The organism is Reyranella soli (assembly GCF_007992495.1).
Lineage (GTDB): Bacteria > Pseudomonadota > Alphaproteobacteria > Reyranellales > Reyranellaceae > Reyranella > Reyranella soli.
The window spans coordinates 1-18079 of the sequence record NZ_BKAJ01000012.1; the positions used below are offsets into that span (position 1 = coordinate 1).

The window sequence follows — 18079 nt, forward strand, 5'->3', positions numbered from 1 at the left end:
TGCGCAGGATGCGCGCGGTCCGGAAGAGGATGACATCAATACGTTGCCCGTCCGCCCGACAAATCGAAAGTCGCACCGGTGGCAAAAGTGCAAAGGTCCGATGCAAGCCAGGCGACCATCTCGGCCACTTCCTCGACCTCGCCGAAGCGGTTCATCGGGATCTTGCTCAGCATGTACTGGATGTGCTGCTCGGTCATCTGGCTGAACAGCTCGGTCTTGACCACGGCCGGCGCCACGCAGTTCACCAGCACGCCGGTTGTCGCCAGTTCCTTGCCGAGCGATTTGGTCAGTCCGATGACACCCGCCTTGGAGGCGGAATAGGCCGAGGCGTTGGGATTGCCTTCCTTGCCGGCCACCGACGCGATGTTGACGATGCGGCCGCGCCCGCGCATCGCCATGCCGCCGGCGACGGCGCGATTGCACAGGAAGACGCCGGTCAGGTTGATGTCGATCACCTGCCTCCAGGCATCGACCGGATAGCTTGCGACCGTGGTGTTGGGGCCGGTGATGCCGGCGCTGGCGACCAGGATGTCGGGCGGGCTGAACTGGTCCTCGGTGGCGGCCAGCGCCTTGGCGACCGAGCCCTCGCTGGTCACATCGACCTCGATGGCGATGGCGTTGCCCAGGGAGGCGGCGGACTGCTTGGCGCGGTCGACGTCGCGGTCCCACACGGCCACCCGGCCGCCGCCGGCGGCGATCTTGGCCGCGCAGGCAAGCCCGATGCCGCGGGCGCCGCCGGTCACGATGGCGGTGCGATCCCTGAACAACCCCGCCTGCATGGCTGCCTCCCAAATCCTTGAATTATCTCGCGATTCCTACCATATCGAGGCTCACCTCCATCCGCTACACTGACACATGTCCACGCCTGTACCATCGTCCATCGACGCCGCCCTCGAGCTCCTGAAGGGGGGCGACTACATCGCCGACCGCAGCCTCGCCACCGTCCTCTATCTGGCGCTGAAGCTCGGCCGCCCCCTGTTCTGCGAAGGCGAGGCGGGCGTGGGCAAGACCGAGATCGCCAAGGTTCTGGCGGCGACGCTGAAGCGGCCGTTGATCCGCCTGCAGTGCTACGAGGGCCTCGACGTCAATTCCGCGGTCTACGAATGGAACTACTCGCGCCAGATGATCGAGATCCGGCTGGCCGAGGCGCAGGGCGTGCATGATCGCGGCCAGCTCGCCGCCGACATCTTCGACGAGCGTTTCCTGATCCGCCGTCCGCTGCTCGAGGCGCTGAGCCCGCATGCCGAAGGCGCGCCGATTTTGCTGATCGACGAGCTCGACCGCACCGACGAGCCATTCGAGGCTTACCTGCTGGAGGTATTGTCGGACTTCCAGGTGACCGTGCCCGAGCTCGGCACGATCAAGGCGGCGGAGACGCCGATCGTGATCATCACCTCGAACCGCACGCGCGAGATCCACGACGCGCTGAAGCGGCGCTGCTTCTATCACTGGGTCGACTATCCCGACCTCAAGCGCGAGCTGGAGATTCTCAAGGTCAAGGCGCCGGGCGCCAGCGAACGGCTGTCGCGCCAAGTCGTGGGTTTCGTCCAGGAGCTGCGCAAGCTCGACCTGTTCAAGGCGCCGGGCGTCGCCGAATCGATCGACTGGGCGACCGCGCTGTCCGAGCTGAACGCCCTCGACCTCGATCCCAGGACCATCAACGACACGCTGGGCGTGCTCTTGAAGTACCAGGACGACATCCAACGGCTGCAGGGCTCGGAAGCCGCCGAGATCCTGCGCAAGGTGAAGTCCGACATCGCCGCCCAGCCGTTGGGGTAGGGGAGTGCACGGCGTGCGCCTTCATTCGGACTATCGCACCCACCACCGCCACCCCTTCATGCTCCTCTCCCCGCTAGGGGGAGAGGAACATGAACGGTGTCACGAGGCGTATGTCGTAAGTTCTGAGGGCGCGAGGCGGTAATGGACGCGCTGCCCGAATCCTCTGCCACGCCCGAGCACCGCAGCGGCATGCTGGCGAACAACATCGTGCATTTCGCCCGCACGCTGCGCACGGCGGGACTGCGAGTCGGCCCGGGGCAGGTCCTGCGTGCCATCGAGGCCGTCGAAGCTGCCGGCCTGCGCAAGCGCGACGACTTCTACTGGACGCTGCACTCGGTGTTCGTGAACCGCCGCGACCAGCGCGAGATCTTCGATCAGGCGTTCCACGTCTATTGGCGCAATCCGCGCCTGCTCGAGAAGATGATGGAGATGTTGCTGCCGTCGGTCAGCGTCCCGGCCGATCCCGACGACAAGAAGCAGCTCAGCCGCCGCCTGCAGGAAGCGCTGCAGCCCGGCCGCGGCGAGGCGCCGAAGGAGGAAAGCGAGCCGCCCGAGGTCGAGGTGGAGGCCACCTTCACCGTCTCCGACCGCGAGGTCCTGCAGCACCGGGACTTCGAGCAGATGTCCCAGGCGGAGATCGACGAGGCGCTGCGCGCCATCTCGCGCCTGCGCCTGCCGGTGCCGCTGCGCCGCACGCGGCGCTACCAGCCGGCCCGTCGCGGGCCCCGCGTCGACTTTCGCGCCTCGTTGCGCCGCGCGCTCCGACCCGAGGGCTTGACCGAGCTGCGCAAGCGCGAACCGCGCAAGCGGCCGCCGCCGCTGGTGATCCTGTGCGACATCTCCGGGTCGATGGCCCGCTACACGCGCATGTTCCTGCATTTCATGCACGCCATCACCAACGACCGCGACCGCGTCTACTGCTTCACCTTCGGCACGCGACTCAGCAACGTGAGCCGGGCGTTGCGCAACAGGGACGTCGACATCGCCCTGCAGAAGGCGTCTGCCCAGGTCGAGGACTGGTCGGGCGGCACGCGCATCGGCCAGACCCTGCACGAGTTCAACAACAAGTGGTCGCGCCGCGTGCTGGGGCAGGGCGCCGTGGTGCTGCTGATCACCGACGGCCTCGACCGCGAGGGCGCCGCGGGCTTGGCTGAGGAAATGGAACGCTTGCATAAGTCCTGCTCACGCCTGATCTGGCTCAACCCGCTCTTGCGGTACGGCGCCTACGAGCCCAAATCTCAGGGCAACAAGGCGATGTTGCCCCATGTCGACGAGTTCCGGCCGGTGCATAATCTCGACAGCCTGGCCGGGCTCATAGCCGCCTTGGGCATGGCGCCAGCTGGCGCCGACAAGCGGCTTTCGACCTGGCAAACCGAATTGCGCAAGGAGTAGGCGATGAGTGACGCACTCGATGTCCTGGATCAGGTCGGCAAGTGGAAGGCCTCCGGCAAGGGCGTGGCCATTGCGACCGTGATCACCACCTGGGGTTCTTCGCCGCGTCCCATCGGCAGCCAGCTCGGCGTCGACGACACCGGCGCCATGGTCGGTTCGGTTTCCGGCGGCTGCATCGAGGGTGCGGTCGTGCAGGAGGCGCTGGCCGCGATCAAGGACGGCAAGCCGCGGATGCTGGATTTCGGCGTCACCGACGAGCAGGCCTGGGACGTCGGCCTCGCCTGCGGCGGCAAGGTCCAGGTCTTCGTCGAGAAGGTGAACTGAGATGAAGGCCGAAACCATCAAGGCCCTGCAGGACGCCCGCACCGAACGCCGCGCCGTCACCCTGGCGACGCGGCTGAGCGATGCGGCTGAAGCGTTGGTCTACCTCGACAAGGCCGAAGGGGCACTGTCGGGCGACGCCGCCATTGTCTCGGCGGCGCGCCGGGCGATGGATATCGGCCGCAGCGAGACCGTCGATATTGGCGGCGCCAAGATCTTCCTCAATGTCTACGTGCCGCCGGCGCGGCTGATCATCGTGGGCGCCGTGCACATCGCCCAGTCGCTGGCGCCGATGGCGACCATGTTGGATTTCGACGTCACCGTCGTCGATCCGCGCGGCGCCTGGGCCACGGCCAACCGCTTTCCCGGCGTGAAGGTCATACAGGACTGGGCCGATGAGGCGTTCCAGGCGATGGGCCTCGATGCGTCGACAGCCGTCGTCACGCTGACGCACGATCCCAAGCTCGACGATCCGGCGCTCGAAGCGGCGCTGAAGTCGGACGTCTTCTATGTCGGCGCACTCGGCAGCAAGCGCACCCACGCCAAACGCAAGGACCGGCTGAGCGAAGCCGGCATCACCGACGAGCAGTTCTCGCGCATCCACGGGCCGGTCGGCCTCAACATCGGCGCCAAGTCGCCGGCCGAGATCGCCGTGTCGATCCTGGGCCAGATCGTCGAGGTGCGGGCCCGTCGGCTGGAGGCGCTCAGCGCGCCCAAGGTGGCGGCCGCGTGAGATTCGGCGAGACGCCCATCGACGAGGCGACCGGCGCCATCCTGGCGCACAGTTGGCGCGCTAACGGCGTGAACTTCTCCAAGGGTCGCGTGCTCTCGGGCGAGGACGTCGCCAAGCTGAAGTCGGCCGGCGCGTCGAGCGTCGTCGCCGCCCGACTCGATCCCGACGACATGCACGAGGACGAGGCCTCGGCCACCGTCGCCAAGGCGCTGGCGGGCGAGGGCATCGAGATCACCGCGCCTTTCACCGGCCGCTGCAACCATTTCGCCCGCGAGGCCGGCCTCGCCGTCGTCGACCACGAGCGCATCGACGCCCTGAACGAGCTCGACGAATCGGTCACCGTGGCGACCCTGCCGCCCTTCGCGCGCGTCGAACCGCGCCAGATGGTGGCCACCGTCAAGATCATCCCTTACGCCGCGCCTCGCACGGCCGTGGCGCGCGCTGTCGAAGTCGCGCAGTCGGCCAACCAGCCGCTGATCGCCGTGGCGCCGTTCAAGGCGATGCGCGCCGGCCTGGTGCAGACCCGGCTGCCCGGCACCCGCGACAAGGTTTTGGACAAGGCGGTCGGCACCACGACCATGCGGCTGACGTCGCTTGGCAGCGCGCTTGTCGGCGAGCGCCGTGTCGCCCATGACGCCAAGGCCATCGCTGGCGCCCTCGCCGAGCTGAAAGGCGAGGGCTGCGACATCTTCCTGATCGCCGGCGCCTCGGCGATCGTCGATCGCCACGACGTCGTGCCGGCCGGTATCGAAGAGGCGGGCGGCGAGGTCATCCATTTCGGCATGCCGGTCGATCCCGGCAACCTGCTGCTGACCGCCGAGCTCGACGGCAAGCCGGTGCTGGGCCTGCCGGGCTGCGCCAAGTCGCCCAAGTACAACGGCTTCGACATGGTGCTGGAGCGGCTCGCCGCGGGCCTGCCGGTCGGCCGCGCCGAGATCGTGCGCATGGGCGCCGGCGGCCTTTTAGCCGAGATCGCCAGCCGCCCGCAGCCGCGCGACGACAGCGACGGCGAGGAGGCGGGTCCGCAGGCAGCACCGCGCGTCGCCGCGCTGGTGCTCGCGGCGGGACGGTCGACGCGCATGGGCGGTCCCAACAAGATGCTGGCCGATGCCGAGGGACAGCCCCTGGTCGTGCACGCCGTGAAGGCGGCGCTCGCCTCGCAGGCGGTCGAGGTCGTCGTCGTGCTGGGCAACATGGCCGACGAGGTGCGGACGGTCATCGAGAAGGCGATCCCGGCCAAGTCGCGGCTGCGCTTCGTCGTCAATCCGGCCTTCGCCGAAGGCCTCAGCACCTCGGTGGGCGCAGGCATTGGCGCGCTGGGCAAGGACATCGACGCGGCCATCGTCCAGCTCGGCGACATGCCGGGCGTGGGCGCGCCGCTGCTCGACCGCCTGATGGCGGCCTTCAGTCCCGTCGAGGGTCGCTCGATCTGCGTACCGACGGTGGCCGGCAAGCGCGGCAATCCCGTGCTGTGGGCGCGCCGCTTCTTCCCGGAGATGTTCAAGCTCTCCGGCGATTCGGGCGCCAAGCATCTCATAGGCGAGCATGCCGATCTCGTCTGCGAGGTCGAGATGACGGGCGAGGCCGCGGTCACCGACATAGACACACCCGAGGCGCTGGCCGCTTGGCGGGCGCGGAGCAAACCATGAGTTTCGACGTTGCAGCCGTCCGTCGGCAGTTTCCCATCCTGTCGCAGATCATCGACGGCCAGCCGGTGCACTATCTCGACAACGGCGCCTCGGCCCAGACGCCTGACGCCGTGCTCGACGCCGTGCGGACCTACGAGACCACCGGTCGCGCCAATGTGCTGCGCGGCGTGCATCGTCTCGCCGAGCGCGCCACCGAGGCTTACGAGAACGCCCGCATCGAGGTGGCGGACTTCCTCAGTGTCGCTCCGATGGAGATCGTGTTCACCGGCGGCTGCACGGCGGCGATCAACCTTGTCGCCTATTCCTACGGCTCGCTGCTGAAGCCGGGCGATCGCATCATCGTCTCGGAGCTGGAGCATCATTCCAACATCGTGCCCTGGCAGCTGCTGCGCCAGCGGAGCGGCATCGAGCTCGACGTCGTGCCGGTCACCGTCAACGGCCGCATCGACCTCAATGCGCTGCCGCGCCTGCTGACGCCGCGCACTAAGCTGATTTCGCTGGCCCACGTCTCCAACGTCACCGGCACGCTGCTTGACGTGCATGCCGTGGTGACGCTGGCCAAGACGGTCGGCGCCAAGGTGATGCTCGACGGCGCCCAGCGCGCGCCGCACGGGCCGCTCGACCTCGCGGCCATGGGCATCGATTTCTACGCCTTCGCCGGACACAAGGCCTACGGCCCCAACGGCATCGGCGTGCTGTGGGCCAAGTCCGAGCTACTGGAGGCCATGCCGCCGTTCCTTGGCGGCGGCTCGATGATCGGCCGAGTCACCTTCGCCGAAACGACGTGGGCGCCGCCGCCGCGGCGCTTCGAGGCCGGCACGCCGCCGATCGGGCCGGCCATCGGGCTCGGTGCCGCCTGCAAATGGATGCGCACCCTCGACTGGAACTCAGCGCATGCGCACGAGATGGGCCTGGTTGAGCGGCTGATGGACGGCCTGCAGAAGATCGACGGCGCGACGCTGTTCGGCCCGGCCAGCACGCAGAACCGCTATCCCGTGGTGTCGTTCCTGCTCGACGGCGTGCATCCACACGACGTGGCGCAGACACTGGACTCGTTCGGCGTCGCGGTGCGCGCCGGCCATCACTGCTGCCAGCCGTTGATGGACCGCTTCGACCTCGACGGCACGACGCGCGTGTCGATCGCGCCCTACAACGACAACACCGACATCGACGCCCTGCTGACCGGCGTCCAGCACGCGGCGCGTACTCTCCGATGAACGACCAGCTCTATCAGGACCGCATCGTCTCCCTGGCCAAGGCCAAGACCGGTGCGGGCAAGCTCGCTTCGCCCACCAAGTCGGCGCGGCGCGATAATCCGTTGTGCGGCGATCGCGTCATCATCGACGTGAAGCTCGACGACGGCGGCAAGATCTCCGAGATCGGCCATCAGGTGCGCGGCTGCCTGCTGTGCCAGGCATCGGCCTCGGCGCTGGCCTCGGTCGCCGTTGGCCGCAACGCCGCCGGCATCGAGAAGGTCCGCCTCGACGCCGAGCGCGCCATCGGCCGCGAGGAGGGCGAGGCCGGTGAGCCGTTCTCGGCCTTCGCGCCGGTCAAGGCGCACAAATCCCGGCACGAATGCGTGCTCCTGCCGTTCGAAGCCTTGAAAGACGCACTGTCCTGACAGAGCACGCAAGGTGCCGGCGGTCTCTAGAACTTGATGATCGCCGCGAGGAGGCCGATGCTTGTGGCGAGTCCCGTAGCCAGCATGACACCCAGCCTGAGCGTCAACCGCAATGCGAGGTTATCCATGGCTGCCTGGAGATCAGATCTTGTGACCAGCTCGCCCATCACGAACTCCCGCGCTGTCTCGGCATGCGCTTCGGCTTGCTCTTGGCTAACCCCGGCATTCCGTAGTCGTTTAGCATAGCCCAAGGTGTCGAACGCGTAAGCCATTAATGTGCCTCCTCGTCGTTGCGAGCGCAACATGAAGTGACGCGCTGCAACCGGGAGACGAGTGTCGACCCGGGGTCGTTACAGGAAGCCTCCCGTACTTTCGTCGTGTGGCTGCCGCGGTTGTGTCACACTCCAAGCTCACCGTGCGCCGCGCATCGCCGGGAGAGCTCATGCACCACCTGATGATTTCCATCGTCGCCCTGCTGGGCCTGTTCGCGTTTCCGCTGTCAGTGTTCGCTCAAGACCTCGCGCTGAAGCGCGTGATGCTGTCGTCCGGCGGGCTGGGCTATTTCGAATACGAAGCCACGGTCACTGACGACGCCACGCTGCGCCTCACCGTATCGCTCGAGCAGGTCGACGACGTGCTGAAGAGCTTGGTGGTCTATGACGACAAGGGCGGGGTGGGCGGTTTGAGCCTGCCCGGACGCGAACCCCTGGCGCAGGCCTTCAAGGACCTGCCGTTCGACCAGGACTCGCTCGCCTCACCGGCCGATCTTTTGGCGACGCTGAAGGGCGCGCAGGTCACCGTCGGCGGCGCGCGCGCCATCACCGGCCGCATCGTCTCGGTGCAGGAGGAGACGGTGGCGCTCATTGACGGCAAGGCCACGACCAAGCGCACGCGCGTCACCCTGCTGACCGACCGCGGCCTGCAGCAGTTCATCCTGGAGGACGCCGAGAACCTGCAGTTCGCCGACGCCGCGCTGCGCGAAAAGGTCGGCAACGCGCTGCTCGCCATCCAGACCAACCGCGCCAAGGATGCGCGCACCATCGAGCTGTCGACGCGCGGGCAGGGCCAGCGCACGGTGCGCGTCGCCTACATCGTCGAGGTGCCGGTGTGGAAGGCGTCCTATCGCCTGACCCTGGCCGCCGATCCAGCCGCTGCGCGCTCGGCGCTGCAGGGCTGGGCGACGGTCGAGAATCTCAGCGGCCAGGACTGGAAGGACGTCGACCTGACGCTGGTCTCCGGCCGGCCGGTCGCTTTCCGTCAGGCGCTCTATGAGGCCTACTATGTGAAGCGCCCCGAAGTGCCGATCGAGGTCGCGGGCCGCCTGATGCCCGGCGTCGATCGCGGCGGCGTCGAGGCGCAGGAGCGCATGAAGGCCGCACCGCCACCGCCGCCGCCCGCACCGTCCAGCGTCCCGCAGCCGGCGCCTTACCGTCCGCAGCAGGAACGTGGTGTGGCCGCGACAATGGCGCCACCGCCGGCCGGTGCAGCAGCCGCCGACCAGTTCGAGGCGACCGATGCCGCGACCCAGGTCGTGTTCCGATTTCCGCGGCCGGTCAGCGTAACCAACGGCCGCACACTCTCGATTCCGATCATCGATCGCCAGATGCCGGTGCAGCGGCTGGCGCTCTATCAGGCCGAGACGGCGCCCAGGAATCCGCTGGCGGCGATCCGCATCACCAACGATGGCGACAGCGGCCTGCCGGCCGGCCTGATCACGCTCTATGAGCGCGACAAGGCAGGCTACGTCGCCTATGTCGGCGATGCGCGCCTGTCGGGCTTCCCGGTGGGCGAAACGCGGCTGCTCGCCTATGCGCTCGACGAGAAGATCGTGATCGAGCGCGACGCAGCGCAGACCGACCGCATCGCCACGGGCACGATCGCCCAGGGCGCGCTCAAGCTGTCGCGCGTCGTACGCCAGACCGTGACCTATCGCGTGAAGGGGCCGGCCAAGGAGCCGCGCCAGCTCGTGATTGTCCAGCGCCGCCTGCCGGGCTGGACCCTGGTCAAGCCGGAGCCGAAGGGCGTCGAGCTGAGCGAGGGCAACTACCGCATCACCTTCCAGCTGCCGGGCGGCGACCAGACCCAGACCTTCGAGGTCATCCAGGAGCAGACCCAGCAGCAGGAGCTGCGCCTGGTCGACGGCTCGGCCGATCAGATCCGGGTCTACGCTCAGGCGCGCGAGTTCGATGCCAAGACGCGCGAGGCGCTGACCAGGATCTTGCAGCTGCAGGCCGCGGTCAGCGACGCCCAGCGCAAGGTCACGCAAGCCGACGCCGAGCGCCAGCAGATCGTGCAGGAGCAGGCGCGCCTGCGCGACAACCTCGCGCGCGTGCCGGCCAACAGCGACCTGCAGCGCCGCTACCTCGCCACGCTCGACAAGCAGGAGACCGACCTCGAGGCGATCGCCAAGCGCCGCGCCGACGCGGAGAAGGGCGTCGAGGCGGCACGCGAGGCGCTGCGCACGTACGTGGCGCAGCTCGGATGAGGGCCCGCTTCAGATGACGTGGCGGGGCGCTCGGCAGCGGACCAACGCCGCTCGCAGAGGCGGCGGCTGACCGCGGGCAGCGCGTCACGCTGGCCTTTGTCGGCCAGAAACATCCTATATCAAATCGTATAGGATATCGGATTGAAGGCGGCGGAGGATCGTGCTTAGCTTTGCTACCTTTCCAGAGGCACAAAGCAGTGCGCAGTCGGAAATCACTCGTTGCGTCACGTCCGACGGCCGATGCGGCCGAAAGCGCACCAGTGATTCAACGAGCAACCGGCCTCGGCGAAGAGGTCTACCAAGCGATCTTCGCCCGGTTGATGGCACTGAGGGTCCCTCCCGGTGCCCGCATCACGGTCGATGGCCTGGCGCGCGAGTTCAACGTGTCGCAAACGCCAGTCCGCGAGGCACTCAGCCGGCTGGAAAGCGAAGGCCTGGTTATCAAGACGCATCTTGTCGGCTACAGCGCGGCGCCGCAGATTTCGCACCGGCGCTTCACCGAGCTCTACGAGCTCCGCCTGCTGCTCGAGCCCGATGCGGCGGCCAAGGCCGCGGCGACAATGACGGACACGGTGCTGCAGGAGCTGACCGAAGCGGCGGGGATGATGTCGCGCGCAGGGGGGGCGGACGAACGGGCCCGGTACGCGCAGTTCGCACGCGAGGACGCGGCGTTTCACGACAAGGTTCTCACGGTCGCGGGCAACGAGATGATCCGCGAGACGCTGGCGCACCAGCATACGCATTTCCACATCTTCCGCCTGATGTTCCATTCGCGGGTCACCGAGGAGGCGCTTGGCGAGCATGCAGCCATCCTTGACGCCTTCGCCCGGCGCGACCCGGACGAGGCCGCGCGGGCAATGCGCGCGCATATCGAGCGGTCGCGCGACCGCCTGCTGCCGGCGTTCAACTGATGCAGGCCATGGCTTCGCCCGACACGCGGTCGATCGCGCTGAGCCTGAAGAATGTCAGCAAGACCTACGGCCGCGTCGGAGCCCTTCACAATCTGTCGTTCAGCGTCGCGGAAGGCCGCTTCTTTGTGCTGTTCGGGCCCAGTTCGGTCGGCAAGACGACGACGCTGCGTTTGATCGCCGGCCTGGTCGCGCCGGACCGGGGCCGCGTCGAGATCTTCGGTCGGGATTGGACGAACGGGACGATCGCGGGGCGCGACGTGTCGATGGTGTTCCAGTCCTTCGCGCTCTATCCACATCTCTCCGTGTACAAGAACCTGGCTTATCCGCTGTGCGAAGCCCGGGTAGGTCGGGAAGAGATCGATAGCCGCGTCCGGGAGACGGCGGCGATGCTCCGGCTCGACACGAAGCTCGACCGCAAACCTGGCACGCTCTCGGGCGGCGAGCAGCAGCGAGTCGCGCTCGGCCGTTCCCTGATCCGGCGTCCCCGGATTCTGCTGTTGGACGAGCCCCTGACCAACCTCGACGCCAAGCTCCGGCACGAGATGCGCGCCGAGCTCAAGCGGCTGCATCGCCAATTTGGACTCACGATCGTCTATGCGACGCCAGACGAGCTCGAGGCGCTGTCGATGGGCGAGGAAATTGCCGTGCTGCGCCACGGCGGCGTTGTGCAGACCGGGACGCCGGACGAACTCTATGAAACGCCGCGCGATCTGTACGTGGCCGGCAAGATCGGCTCGCCGCCCATGAATATGATCAAGGGCATGCTAGCCGGCGACGGCACTGTCATCGAGTCCGCGATCGGTCCTCTGCCCTTTGCCCGCAGACTGAACACTGCGGAACCGGGGGAGGCGGCCGTGGTGGGCATCCGGCCGAGCGACATCCGCCTCGCGACGGGCGCAGAAAGCGGCGTCACGGCGAGCATCGCCATGCTGGAACCGTTGGGCGACATCACAGTGATCTCGATGGAGGCCTGCGGAGAGACGCTTCGGCTGGTGCTGCCAGAAGCGGCGGCCTCCGGCCTGGAGCGCGGCCAGCAGGCCTCGATCGTGCTCGATCCAAGCAAACTCCACGTCTTCCGGGCCTCGAACGGACAGGCGATCACCTGACACAGGAGGTCGGAAGACGAAAAAAGCCGAGATGCTGATAACCCATGGGAGGAGACCTGAAGATGATGACGACAAAGATCAAGGTCGCGATGGTGGCGGCGGGCTTGGCCGCTTCCCTGATGATAGGCGGGGCAGGGCCTTCCCTGGCCGACGAGGTGACGCTGAGGATGGCCGTGCCCGATTGGCCACCGACACGCATCATGAAGAAGTTCTTCGACGAGCAGTACAAGCCGAAGTCCGGCAATGCGGTGAAGCTCGAGGTCGACTTCATCCCATGGCCCGACTTCTACACCCGTGTGAACGCTTCGCTCACCTCCGGCGAGCGGAAGTACAACTTCATCGTGTCCGACTCGCAATGGCTGGGGGCCTTCGTCGAGGGCGGGTATTTCCGGAAGGTCAACGATCTCCTCGAGGCCGATCCCGAGTTCAAGAAGACGTTCATGGATATCCATCCGAGTCTTCTGAATGCCTATTCGACCTATCCTTACAAGTCCCAGAACTATTACGGTTTCCCGCAATTTCCCGACGTGCTGGTGACCTACGCCCGCAAGGACGTCATCTGCGACGAGACCGAACAGAAGAACTTCCTTGCGAAATACAAGAAGAAGCTGCCCTGCACGGGCGAAGAGATCGACGCAATGACCTGGGACGATTTCCGGAATGTCGGCGAGTTCTTCCGGCGCAGGAAGGGTGAGATGCTGGCAGGCAAACCGGCCGAGGACGATTTCTATGGCATCGCGGTCCAAGCCGGTAAGGGGTACGACTTCTCGTCCATGCAGGTGAACGGCCTCATCTGGCAGATGGGCGGCGACATCTGGGATGAGACCAAGGTACCCAAAGGCCAGGCGCAAGGCGTGGTGAACTCACCGGCAGCCGTAAAGGCTCTCGAGAAGTATCTCAGCCTGCTCGAGTACATGCCGCCAGTGGCCAAGACCGGGACCATGGACATCTTCAAGACGGACGAACTGTTCCGCGAAGGCAAGGTGGCCATGAACGTCAACTGGATCGGCCTGGGGGAAGCCTCGCTCGACCCGAAGATCTCAAGGGTCTCGGACAAGCTGGTGTTCGGCATGATGCCGGGAACCACGGGGCCTGACGGCAAGATAGTGCGTTGGTCCAATATCGGCGGGCAGCCATTCGTCCTGACGACCTGGACGACCGACGCCCAGATCAAGGAGGCCGTGGAATTCGTGAAATGGTGGCTCTCGTCTGGCATCCAGCATCAGTTCGCGGCGGCGGGTGGCCAATCGGGAATCAAATCCGTGTATTCGGATCCCAAGTATGTGGCCTATCGCCCGTGGAACAGGACGTGGGCTCCGTCGCTGGATTGGCAGAAGGATGTGTGGCACGTGCCGCAGTTCTTCGAACTGCTGACCCAACAGCAGGATCAGTTCGATCGCGCGATCACGGGCAAGCAGAACGCCAAGACGACCTTGGATAACATCGCGAAGTTCCAGCAGAACCTGCTGAGCGAAGCGGGATTGATCAAATGATGTAAGGCAAGCGGCCCGAGCCTCGGTCGGGTGCGCGGGGTTCCCTCGCGGCCCCCGCCCCGACCGAGCAGCCGGTGCGCCAGGGATGCCCGCGCGGCGCCCAGGCGCGCCCGATCCGCCGAGCTGGACTGCCATCAAGAGTTGCCATGTTAGTTTTACCGCCCGTCTCAGTTCCGAGCCTCCGGACGTCGCCGACGCTTCTCGAGATCTCTGCCGACAACTGGCGGCTGGCCAGCTTGGTGGGTGTCGTGGTCTCCGCGCTCGCCGTGGCGGCGCTGCCCGCGGATGTCGCCTTCTGGATTGTCGGCGCCCTGGTCGCGCTGGTCGCCGTGGCGTTCGTGGTCAACGCCTATCGCCGGCGCTACTACGGGGGGCTGCTCGTGGCGCCCGCCATCGCCGTGCTGTTCGCGATGAACATCTTTCCACTGCTGTGGTCTTTGGGGCTTTCGTTCTTTGCCTACCAATCGAACCGGCAGTCGATATGGTTCGTCGGCCTCAACAACTACATCAAGGTGCTCACCAACGATATCGCCGCGGCGGATAACTGGCACGCCCTCATCAACACGGGGATGTTCGTCGTACTCACGGTGTCAGCCCAGATGATCGTCGGCTTCATGCTGGCGATGCTTTTTGCCAAGCAGTTTCCGCTGCGGAAGTATCTCCTGATCCTCGTGCTGACGCCAATGATGCTGTCGGTCGTCGCCTCGGGCGTGTTCTTCACCTACTACTATGACCCGACCTTCGGCATCCTCAGCTATGCGATCAACAGCATCGCGGGCGGCCAGTTCATCTTGATGGACAGCAAGGCAGGCGCGGTTGCGGGCATCGTCTTCGCCGACGCCTGGATGTGGTCGCCGTTCGTCATGCTGCTGGTCCTGGCGGGGCTCGTGTCCGTACCGAAGTATCTATACGAGGCGGCCGCCATCGACCGTGTCTCCGCGTGGCGGCGCTTCTGGACCATCACCTTCCCGTATATCCGCGGGCTGCTGATGCTGGCGCTCCTGTTCCGCACCATCGAGGCGTTCAAGCTCGCCGACCTCGTGATCCTGCTCACGAAAGGCGGCAACGACACGATGACAATCTCCTATCATCTGATCCGCATCGCCAACGAGCAGAACAAGACCAGCGAGGGTGCGGCGATCTCCTACATCATGCTGTTCATGGTGATCGTCCTCACCAACCTCTATCTCTACCTTGCCAATCGCAGGACCCGGGAGAGCTGAGCATGGCGGCCGACACCTCTATTTGGCAGCGCATCGGCTTTCGCCGAAGCTTCGGTGTGGCGGAGGCCGGCTGGGGACGCACCCTGGTCGTGGCGGGGGTCAGCTTCGTCTACTTCCTGCCGGTGCTGTTCATCATCTTCACCGCTATCAAGCCGCAGGCGCTGGCGCTGTCAGTGCCGCCAACGCTGTCGCCGACTTCCCTGTTCGGTCTCATCCCCGATCAGTTCGTCTTCACGCCGACGCTGGAGAATTTCAGCTCGGTGTTCTCGCGCGTAATGACGGGCGGCGGCCAGCCGGAGCCGACCGGTTTCGACCGCTTCTTCTTCAACTCGATCGTGATCGCGTCCGCCTCGGTGCTGCTCGCCCTCATCCTGGGCACGCTGGCTGCCTACGGCTTCTCACGTTATCCGCTCAAGGGCAACGATACCTACCTGTTCATCATTTTGACCACGCGCATGCTGCCGGCGATCGTCGTGATCATTCCGGTGATTCTGATGTTCCGCGCCGTGGGCCTGTCCGGGTCCTATCTCGGAATCATCCTGCTCTACACCGCCTTCAATCTGGCCTTCACCATCTGGATGATGAAGAGCTTCTTTGACGAACTCTCAACCGACGTCGAAGACGCCGCGCGTATCGACGGCTCGTCCGGGACCAGGGTATTTCTCAAGATCTGCCTGCCGCAGGTCGTCGCCGGTCTCGCCGCGACCTTCGTGTTCGGTCTGATCCTGACCTGGAACGAGTTTCTGTTCGCCCTGCTGGTGACCGGCCCCGACACGCGCACCGTGCCCGTGGCGATGAACCAGGCCGTCTCCTCCGGCGGCCGCGGCACCGACTGGACACTGCTGGCTGCGATCGAGACGCTGTTCCTGATCCCGGTCTTCCTGGTTACTTTCTTCCTGCAGGAGCACCTGCTGCGCGGTGTTACCTTCGGCACGGTCCGGAAATAGTCATGTCGACCATCGAACTCCGTGGGATCACCAAGACATTCGGCGCATTCGTCGCCGTCCAGGATGCCGACCTGTCGGTGGCAGCGGGCGAAGTCGTCTGCCTGCTCGGGCCGTCGGGCTGCGGCAAGACGACGACCCTGCGCATAATCGCCGGCCTTGAGCGGGCAACGGCGGGCGACATCGTGATCGCGGGGCGGCGCATGAACGGGCTGCCGCCGCAGGAGCGCAACATCGCCATGGTCTTCCAGTTCTATGCGCTCTATCCGGCGCTGACGGTCGGTGAGAACATCGCGATGCCCTTGCACCACCAAAGCATCGGCAAAGCGGAGATCGCCGCCCAGGTCGGCAAGGTGGCTGACATCCTGCATTTACGCGACATTCTGGACCGGATGCCGGGGCAGATCTCCGAAGGCGAGAAGCAACGCGTCGCCGTCGCGCGCGCTATCGTGCGCGATCCCAACTGCTTCCTGTTCGACGAACCTCTGTCGCGGCTGGACGTGGAGCTGCGCCATACCATGCGCAGCCAGATCAAGGCCGTGCTGTCCAACCTCTCGAGAGCCACGGTCATTGTCACGCACGACCAGCTCGAGGCTCTGTCCATGGCGGATCGCATCGCGATCATGCGTGACGGCCGGATCGAACAGGTGGGAAGCCCCCACGAGGTCTTCGCCAGGCCGGCCAATGTATTCGTTGCGAGCTTCATCGGCACGCCGCAGATGAACCTGATCGAGGCTGAGTTCAAGGGCTACGGCGACGGCAAGGCGACCGTCACCTTCGACCGGCAGGACGTCAATCTCCCCGCGGCGCCTGCGGTCGCGGCTCTGGCGCCGGGACGAGTCACGGTCGGCGTGCGCCCGCGCGCCTTCACCGTCGTCGCCGAAGATGCTGCCGACACGATCGACGCTGTGACAGAGCTCATCGAGCCGATGGGCGCCGAGACGCTCATCCATGCGCGAACCAGGACCGGCGGCGACATCCGGGTGGTTATCCCGCGCGACAAAAAGGTGAAGATCGGCGAACCGCTCCACCTGATTCCGGATCCCATGCAGACCCACATCTTTGCCGCGGACGGCAAGGCGGTCCGCGCATGAGCCGACATGACCAGGACAACGGCGGGCTGTCATCCGCTGCCGCGCGCAGACTGGAATACGCGATCATCGGGCTCGGCGTCGCGGCGCTCATGCTGATCTTCCAGCCCCTCGACATCGCCCTGTTCACGGCGGGGGGCGTGATCGTCGTCGTGGCGGCACTGGCAAACAACCTGCTGCCGCTGGCGCGGCCCGGCGTCCCGAAGCGGTCCGTCGTGAAAGCCGCGATGATCGTCGCGATGATCTTCTGTCTCGTCCTGCTGGTCTCAATCCTCGCCGCGTATCTGTACGGCGTGTTCTTCCTGAAACCGCCGGATCCCAGCACCGTCGCCGGCAGGGCCCAACTGAGCGCCGAGCCGTGGTACATGCACGGCTTCACCTGGGTTGTGGCGATCATCGCCGGTGTCCTGGCCGGCGCGCTTGTACTGCAGCGCCGCCGGAGAACCGGAACCAGGGAAGAATCCGGCGAGCATCATCGATCAACATCCATAGGGAGTGAAACATGAGCCATCCTGTCCAAGCCGCCGCCGTCCATCGGATGCAGCAGCTGATGTCGGCGTCTCCGGTACCCTCCATCTCCACCGAGCTGTTGGTTACGGCCGACGGCGATCTGAACCGGGAGCTCAAAAGCTTCCTGTTCGACCCGCCCTCCGACCCGAACCTGCTCACGGGCAAGCGGATCGCCATCTGCTGCACGAACGGCGTGGAGGAGGTGGAGATCCTGGGCGCTCATCGCTGGCTGACGGAGCGCGGCGCCAAGGTCCACATCGTCTCGCCGCGCATCGGCGAATTCGATCCGACGCTGGGGTTGCGCTTTCCGCCGCAGTGCGCCACCCACGTCCTCGCCATCCGCCTGATGGAAAATGCAGGCTGGCTCAAGATCGACCGCTACACCGACGAGGCGAAGGCAGCGGACTACGACGCCGTCCTCCTGCCTGGCGGCTGTTGGAATCCCGATGCGCTGCGCATGGACAAGCACGCTCTCGCCTTCGTGCGCGCCATGTACGAGTCCGGCAAGCCGACGACCGCCATCTGCCATGGTCAATGGGTGATGGTCAGCGCCAGGATCCTCAAGGGCAAGCGCGCCACCGCCGTGTGGAACATCCAGATCGACCTCGAGAATGCGGGTGCCGCCGTTCTCGACGAACCCTGCGTGGTCGACGGCAACCTGATCACGGCGCGCTTCCCCTATGACCTGCCGCGACTGGTCCAGGCCATGGTGCGGCAGTTGCTGGCCAAAACGGAACAGGCGGCGGCGGAGTGAGCGTCGCAGCTGATCTCGCCTGAAGCATTTGAGCCGGCGCGGTCGCCGGCCACCGGAGGAACGCGGA

Annotated in this window: 18 protein-coding genes; 16 read left to right on the forward strand and 2 right to left on the reverse strand. The window is 66.0% G+C overall.

The features are described from left to right. Positions 1 to 35: 35 nt before the first annotated feature. Entirely contained in the window at positions 36 to 779 is a 744-nt protein-coding gene (locus RSO01_RS03350) for an SDR family NAD(P)-dependent oxidoreductase (RefSeq protein ID WP_147146202.1), read from the reverse strand. Between the two features lie 76 nt (positions 780 to 855). On the opposite strand from RSO01_RS03350, the gene RSO01_RS03355 reads away from it, so the two are divergent. From RSO01_RS03355 to RSO01_RS03385, 7 genes are all read left to right on the forward strand, one after another. Then, positions 856 to 1779 carry an AAA family ATPase gene (locus RSO01_RS03355; RefSeq protein WP_147146204.1) on the forward strand — a complete coding sequence of 308 codons (924 nt, stop codon included), beginning with the start codon at positions 856 to 858 and terminating at the stop codon, positions 1777 to 1779. 141 nt (positions 1780 to 1920) lie between these two features. Then, complete coding sequence (locus RSO01_RS03360; RefSeq protein ID WP_147146205.1) at positions 1921 to 3171, forward strand: vWA domain-containing protein; 1251 nt, start codon at positions 1921 to 1923, stop codon at positions 3169 to 3171. Positions 3172 to 3174: 3 nt separating this feature from the next. Then, entirely contained in the window at positions 3175 to 3495 is a 321-nt protein-coding gene (locus RSO01_RS03365; protein WP_147146207.1) for an XdhC family protein, read from the forward strand. Position 3496: 1 nt separating this feature from the next. Further along, positions 3497 to 4225, forward strand: a complete 729-nt coding sequence (locus RSO01_RS03370) for an XdhC family protein (RefSeq protein WP_147146209.1) — start codon at positions 3497 to 3499, stop codon at positions 4223 to 4225. Beyond that, positions 4222 to 5874 carry an NTP transferase domain-containing protein gene (locus tag RSO01_RS03375; RefSeq protein WP_147146211.1) on the forward strand — a complete coding sequence of 551 codons (1653 nt, stop codon included), beginning with the start codon at positions 4222 to 4224 and terminating at the stop codon, positions 5872 to 5874. Before RSO01_RS03370 ends, RSO01_RS03375 begins: the two co-directional genes overlap by 4 nt. Next, positions 5871 to 7091, forward strand: a complete 1221-nt coding sequence (locus tag RSO01_RS03380; protein WP_147146212.1) for an aminotransferase class V-fold PLP-dependent enzyme — start codon at positions 5871 to 5873, stop codon at positions 7089 to 7091. The genes RSO01_RS03375 and RSO01_RS03380 overlap by 4 nt, the downstream gene beginning before the upstream one ends. Then, positions 7088 to 7495 carry an iron-sulfur cluster assembly scaffold protein gene (locus RSO01_RS03385; RefSeq protein WP_147146214.1) on the forward strand — a complete coding sequence of 136 codons (408 nt, stop codon included), beginning with the start codon at positions 7088 to 7090 and terminating at the stop codon, positions 7493 to 7495. Before RSO01_RS03380 ends, RSO01_RS03385 begins: the two co-directional genes overlap by 4 nt. A gap of 26 nt (positions 7496 to 7521) precedes the next feature. On the opposite strand, the gene RSO01_RS03390 is transcribed toward RSO01_RS03385, so the two are convergent. Next, entirely contained in the window at positions 7522 to 7767 is a 246-nt protein-coding gene (locus tag RSO01_RS03390; protein ID WP_147146216.1) for a CCDC90 family protein, read from the reverse strand. A gap of 170 nt (positions 7768 to 7937) precedes the next feature. Between RSO01_RS03390 and RSO01_RS03395 the strand changes: the two genes are divergently transcribed. The 9 genes from RSO01_RS03395 to RSO01_RS03435 all read left to right on the forward strand — a co-directional run bounded on the left by RSO01_RS03395 (position 7938) and on the right by RSO01_RS03435 (position 18012). After that, a complete protein-coding gene (locus RSO01_RS03395) occupies positions 7938 to 9980 on the forward strand; it encodes a DUF4139 domain-containing protein (RefSeq protein WP_147146218.1) in 2043 nt (680 codons plus the stop codon). Positions 9981 to 10243: 263 nt separating this feature from the next. Next, complete coding sequence (locus RSO01_RS03400) at positions 10244 to 10891, forward strand: GntR family transcriptional regulator (RefSeq protein ID WP_147146388.1); 648 nt, start codon at positions 10244 to 10246, stop codon at positions 10889 to 10891. 8 nt (positions 10892 to 10899) lie between these two features. Next, positions 10900 to 11997: an ABC transporter ATP-binding protein gene (locus RSO01_RS03405; protein WP_246158009.1), complete on the forward strand. Its 1098-nt coding sequence runs from the start codon at positions 10900 to 10902 to the stop codon at positions 11995 to 11997. A 62-nt stretch (positions 11998 to 12059) separates the two neighbouring features. Next, a complete protein-coding gene (locus RSO01_RS03410; protein WP_246158011.1) occupies positions 12060 to 13490 on the forward strand; it encodes an ABC transporter substrate-binding protein in 1431 nt (476 codons plus the stop codon). Positions 13491 to 13738: 248 nt separating this feature from the next. After that, entirely contained in the window at positions 13739 to 14713 is a 975-nt protein-coding gene (locus RSO01_RS03415) for a carbohydrate ABC transporter permease (protein ID WP_246158012.1), read from the forward strand. A gap of 2 nt (positions 14714 to 14715) precedes the next feature. Beyond that, positions 14716 to 15660 carry a carbohydrate ABC transporter permease gene (locus RSO01_RS03420; protein ID WP_147146224.1) on the forward strand — a complete coding sequence of 315 codons (945 nt, stop codon included), beginning with the start codon at positions 14716 to 14718 and terminating at the stop codon, positions 15658 to 15660. A 2-nt stretch (positions 15661 to 15662) separates the two neighbouring features. Further along, on the forward strand, positions 15663 to 16751 hold the full coding sequence (locus RSO01_RS03425; RefSeq protein WP_147146226.1) for an ABC transporter ATP-binding protein: 1089 nt from the start codon (positions 15663 to 15665) through the stop codon (positions 16749 to 16751). Further along, entirely contained in the window at positions 16748 to 17254 is a 507-nt protein-coding gene (locus tag RSO01_RS03430; RefSeq protein WP_174825912.1) for a hypothetical protein, read from the forward strand. The genes RSO01_RS03425 and RSO01_RS03430 overlap by 4 nt, the downstream gene beginning before the upstream one ends. Next, entirely contained in the window at positions 17251 to 18012 is a 762-nt protein-coding gene (locus tag RSO01_RS03435) for a DJ-1/PfpI family protein (RefSeq protein ID WP_147146228.1), read from the forward strand. Before RSO01_RS03430 ends, RSO01_RS03435 begins: the two co-directional genes overlap by 4 nt. The last annotated feature ends 67 nt before the right edge of the window (positions 18013 to 18079 follow it).

What these genes read in the sequence shown, in the direction of transcription:
- RSO01_RS03350 (WP_147146202.1), bottom strand. Translation starts at nt 779, where the DNA reads ATGCAGGCGGGGTTGTTCAGGGATCGCACCGCCATCGTGACCGGCGGC.
- RSO01_RS03355 (WP_147146204.1), top strand. Translation starts at nt 856, where the DNA reads ATGTCCACGCCTGTACCATCGTCCATCGACGCCGCCCTCGAGCTCCTG.
- RSO01_RS03360 (WP_147146205.1), top strand. Translation starts at nt 1,921, where the DNA reads ATGGACGCGCTGCCCGAATCCTCTGCCACGCCCGAGCACCGCAGCGGC.
- RSO01_RS03365 (WP_147146207.1), top strand. Translation starts at nt 3,175, where the DNA reads ATGAGTGACGCACTCGATGTCCTGGATCAGGTCGGCAAGTGGAAGGCC.
- RSO01_RS03370 (WP_147146209.1), top strand. Translation starts at nt 3,497, where the DNA reads ATGAAGGCCGAAACCATCAAGGCCCTGCAGGACGCCCGCACCGAACGC.
- RSO01_RS03380 (WP_147146212.1), top strand. Translation starts at nt 5,871, where the DNA reads ATGAGTTTCGACGTTGCAGCCGTCCGTCGGCAGTTTCCCATCCTGTCG.
- RSO01_RS03385 (WP_147146214.1), top strand. Translation starts at nt 7,088, where the DNA reads ATGAACGACCAGCTCTATCAGGACCGCATCGTCTCCCTGGCCAAGGCC.
- RSO01_RS03390 (WP_147146216.1), bottom strand. Translation starts at nt 7,767, where the DNA reads ATGGCTTACGCGTTCGACACCTTGGGCTATGCTAAACGACTACGGAAT.
- RSO01_RS03395 (WP_147146218.1), top strand. Translation starts at nt 7,938, where the DNA reads ATGCACCACCTGATGATTTCCATCGTCGCCCTGCTGGGCCTGTTCGCG.
- RSO01_RS03405 (WP_246158009.1), top strand. Translation starts at nt 10,900, where the DNA reads ATGGCTTCGCCCGACACGCGGTCGATCGCGCTGAGCCTGAAGAATGTC.
- RSO01_RS03410 (WP_246158011.1), top strand. Translation starts at nt 12,060, where the DNA reads ATGATGACGACAAAGATCAAGGTCGCGATGGTGGCGGCGGGCTTGGCC.
- RSO01_RS03420 (WP_147146224.1), top strand. Translation starts at nt 14,716, where the DNA reads ATGGCGGCCGACACCTCTATTTGGCAGCGCATCGGCTTTCGCCGAAGC.
- RSO01_RS03425 (WP_147146226.1), top strand. Translation starts at nt 15,663, where the DNA reads ATGTCGACCATCGAACTCCGTGGGATCACCAAGACATTCGGCGCATTC.
- RSO01_RS03430 (WP_174825912.1), top strand. Translation starts at nt 16,748, where the DNA reads ATGAGCCGACATGACCAGGACAACGGCGGGCTGTCATCCGCTGCCGCG.
- RSO01_RS03435 (WP_147146228.1), top strand. Translation starts at nt 17,251, where the DNA reads ATGAGCCATCCTGTCCAAGCCGCCGCCGTCCATCGGATGCAGCAGCTG.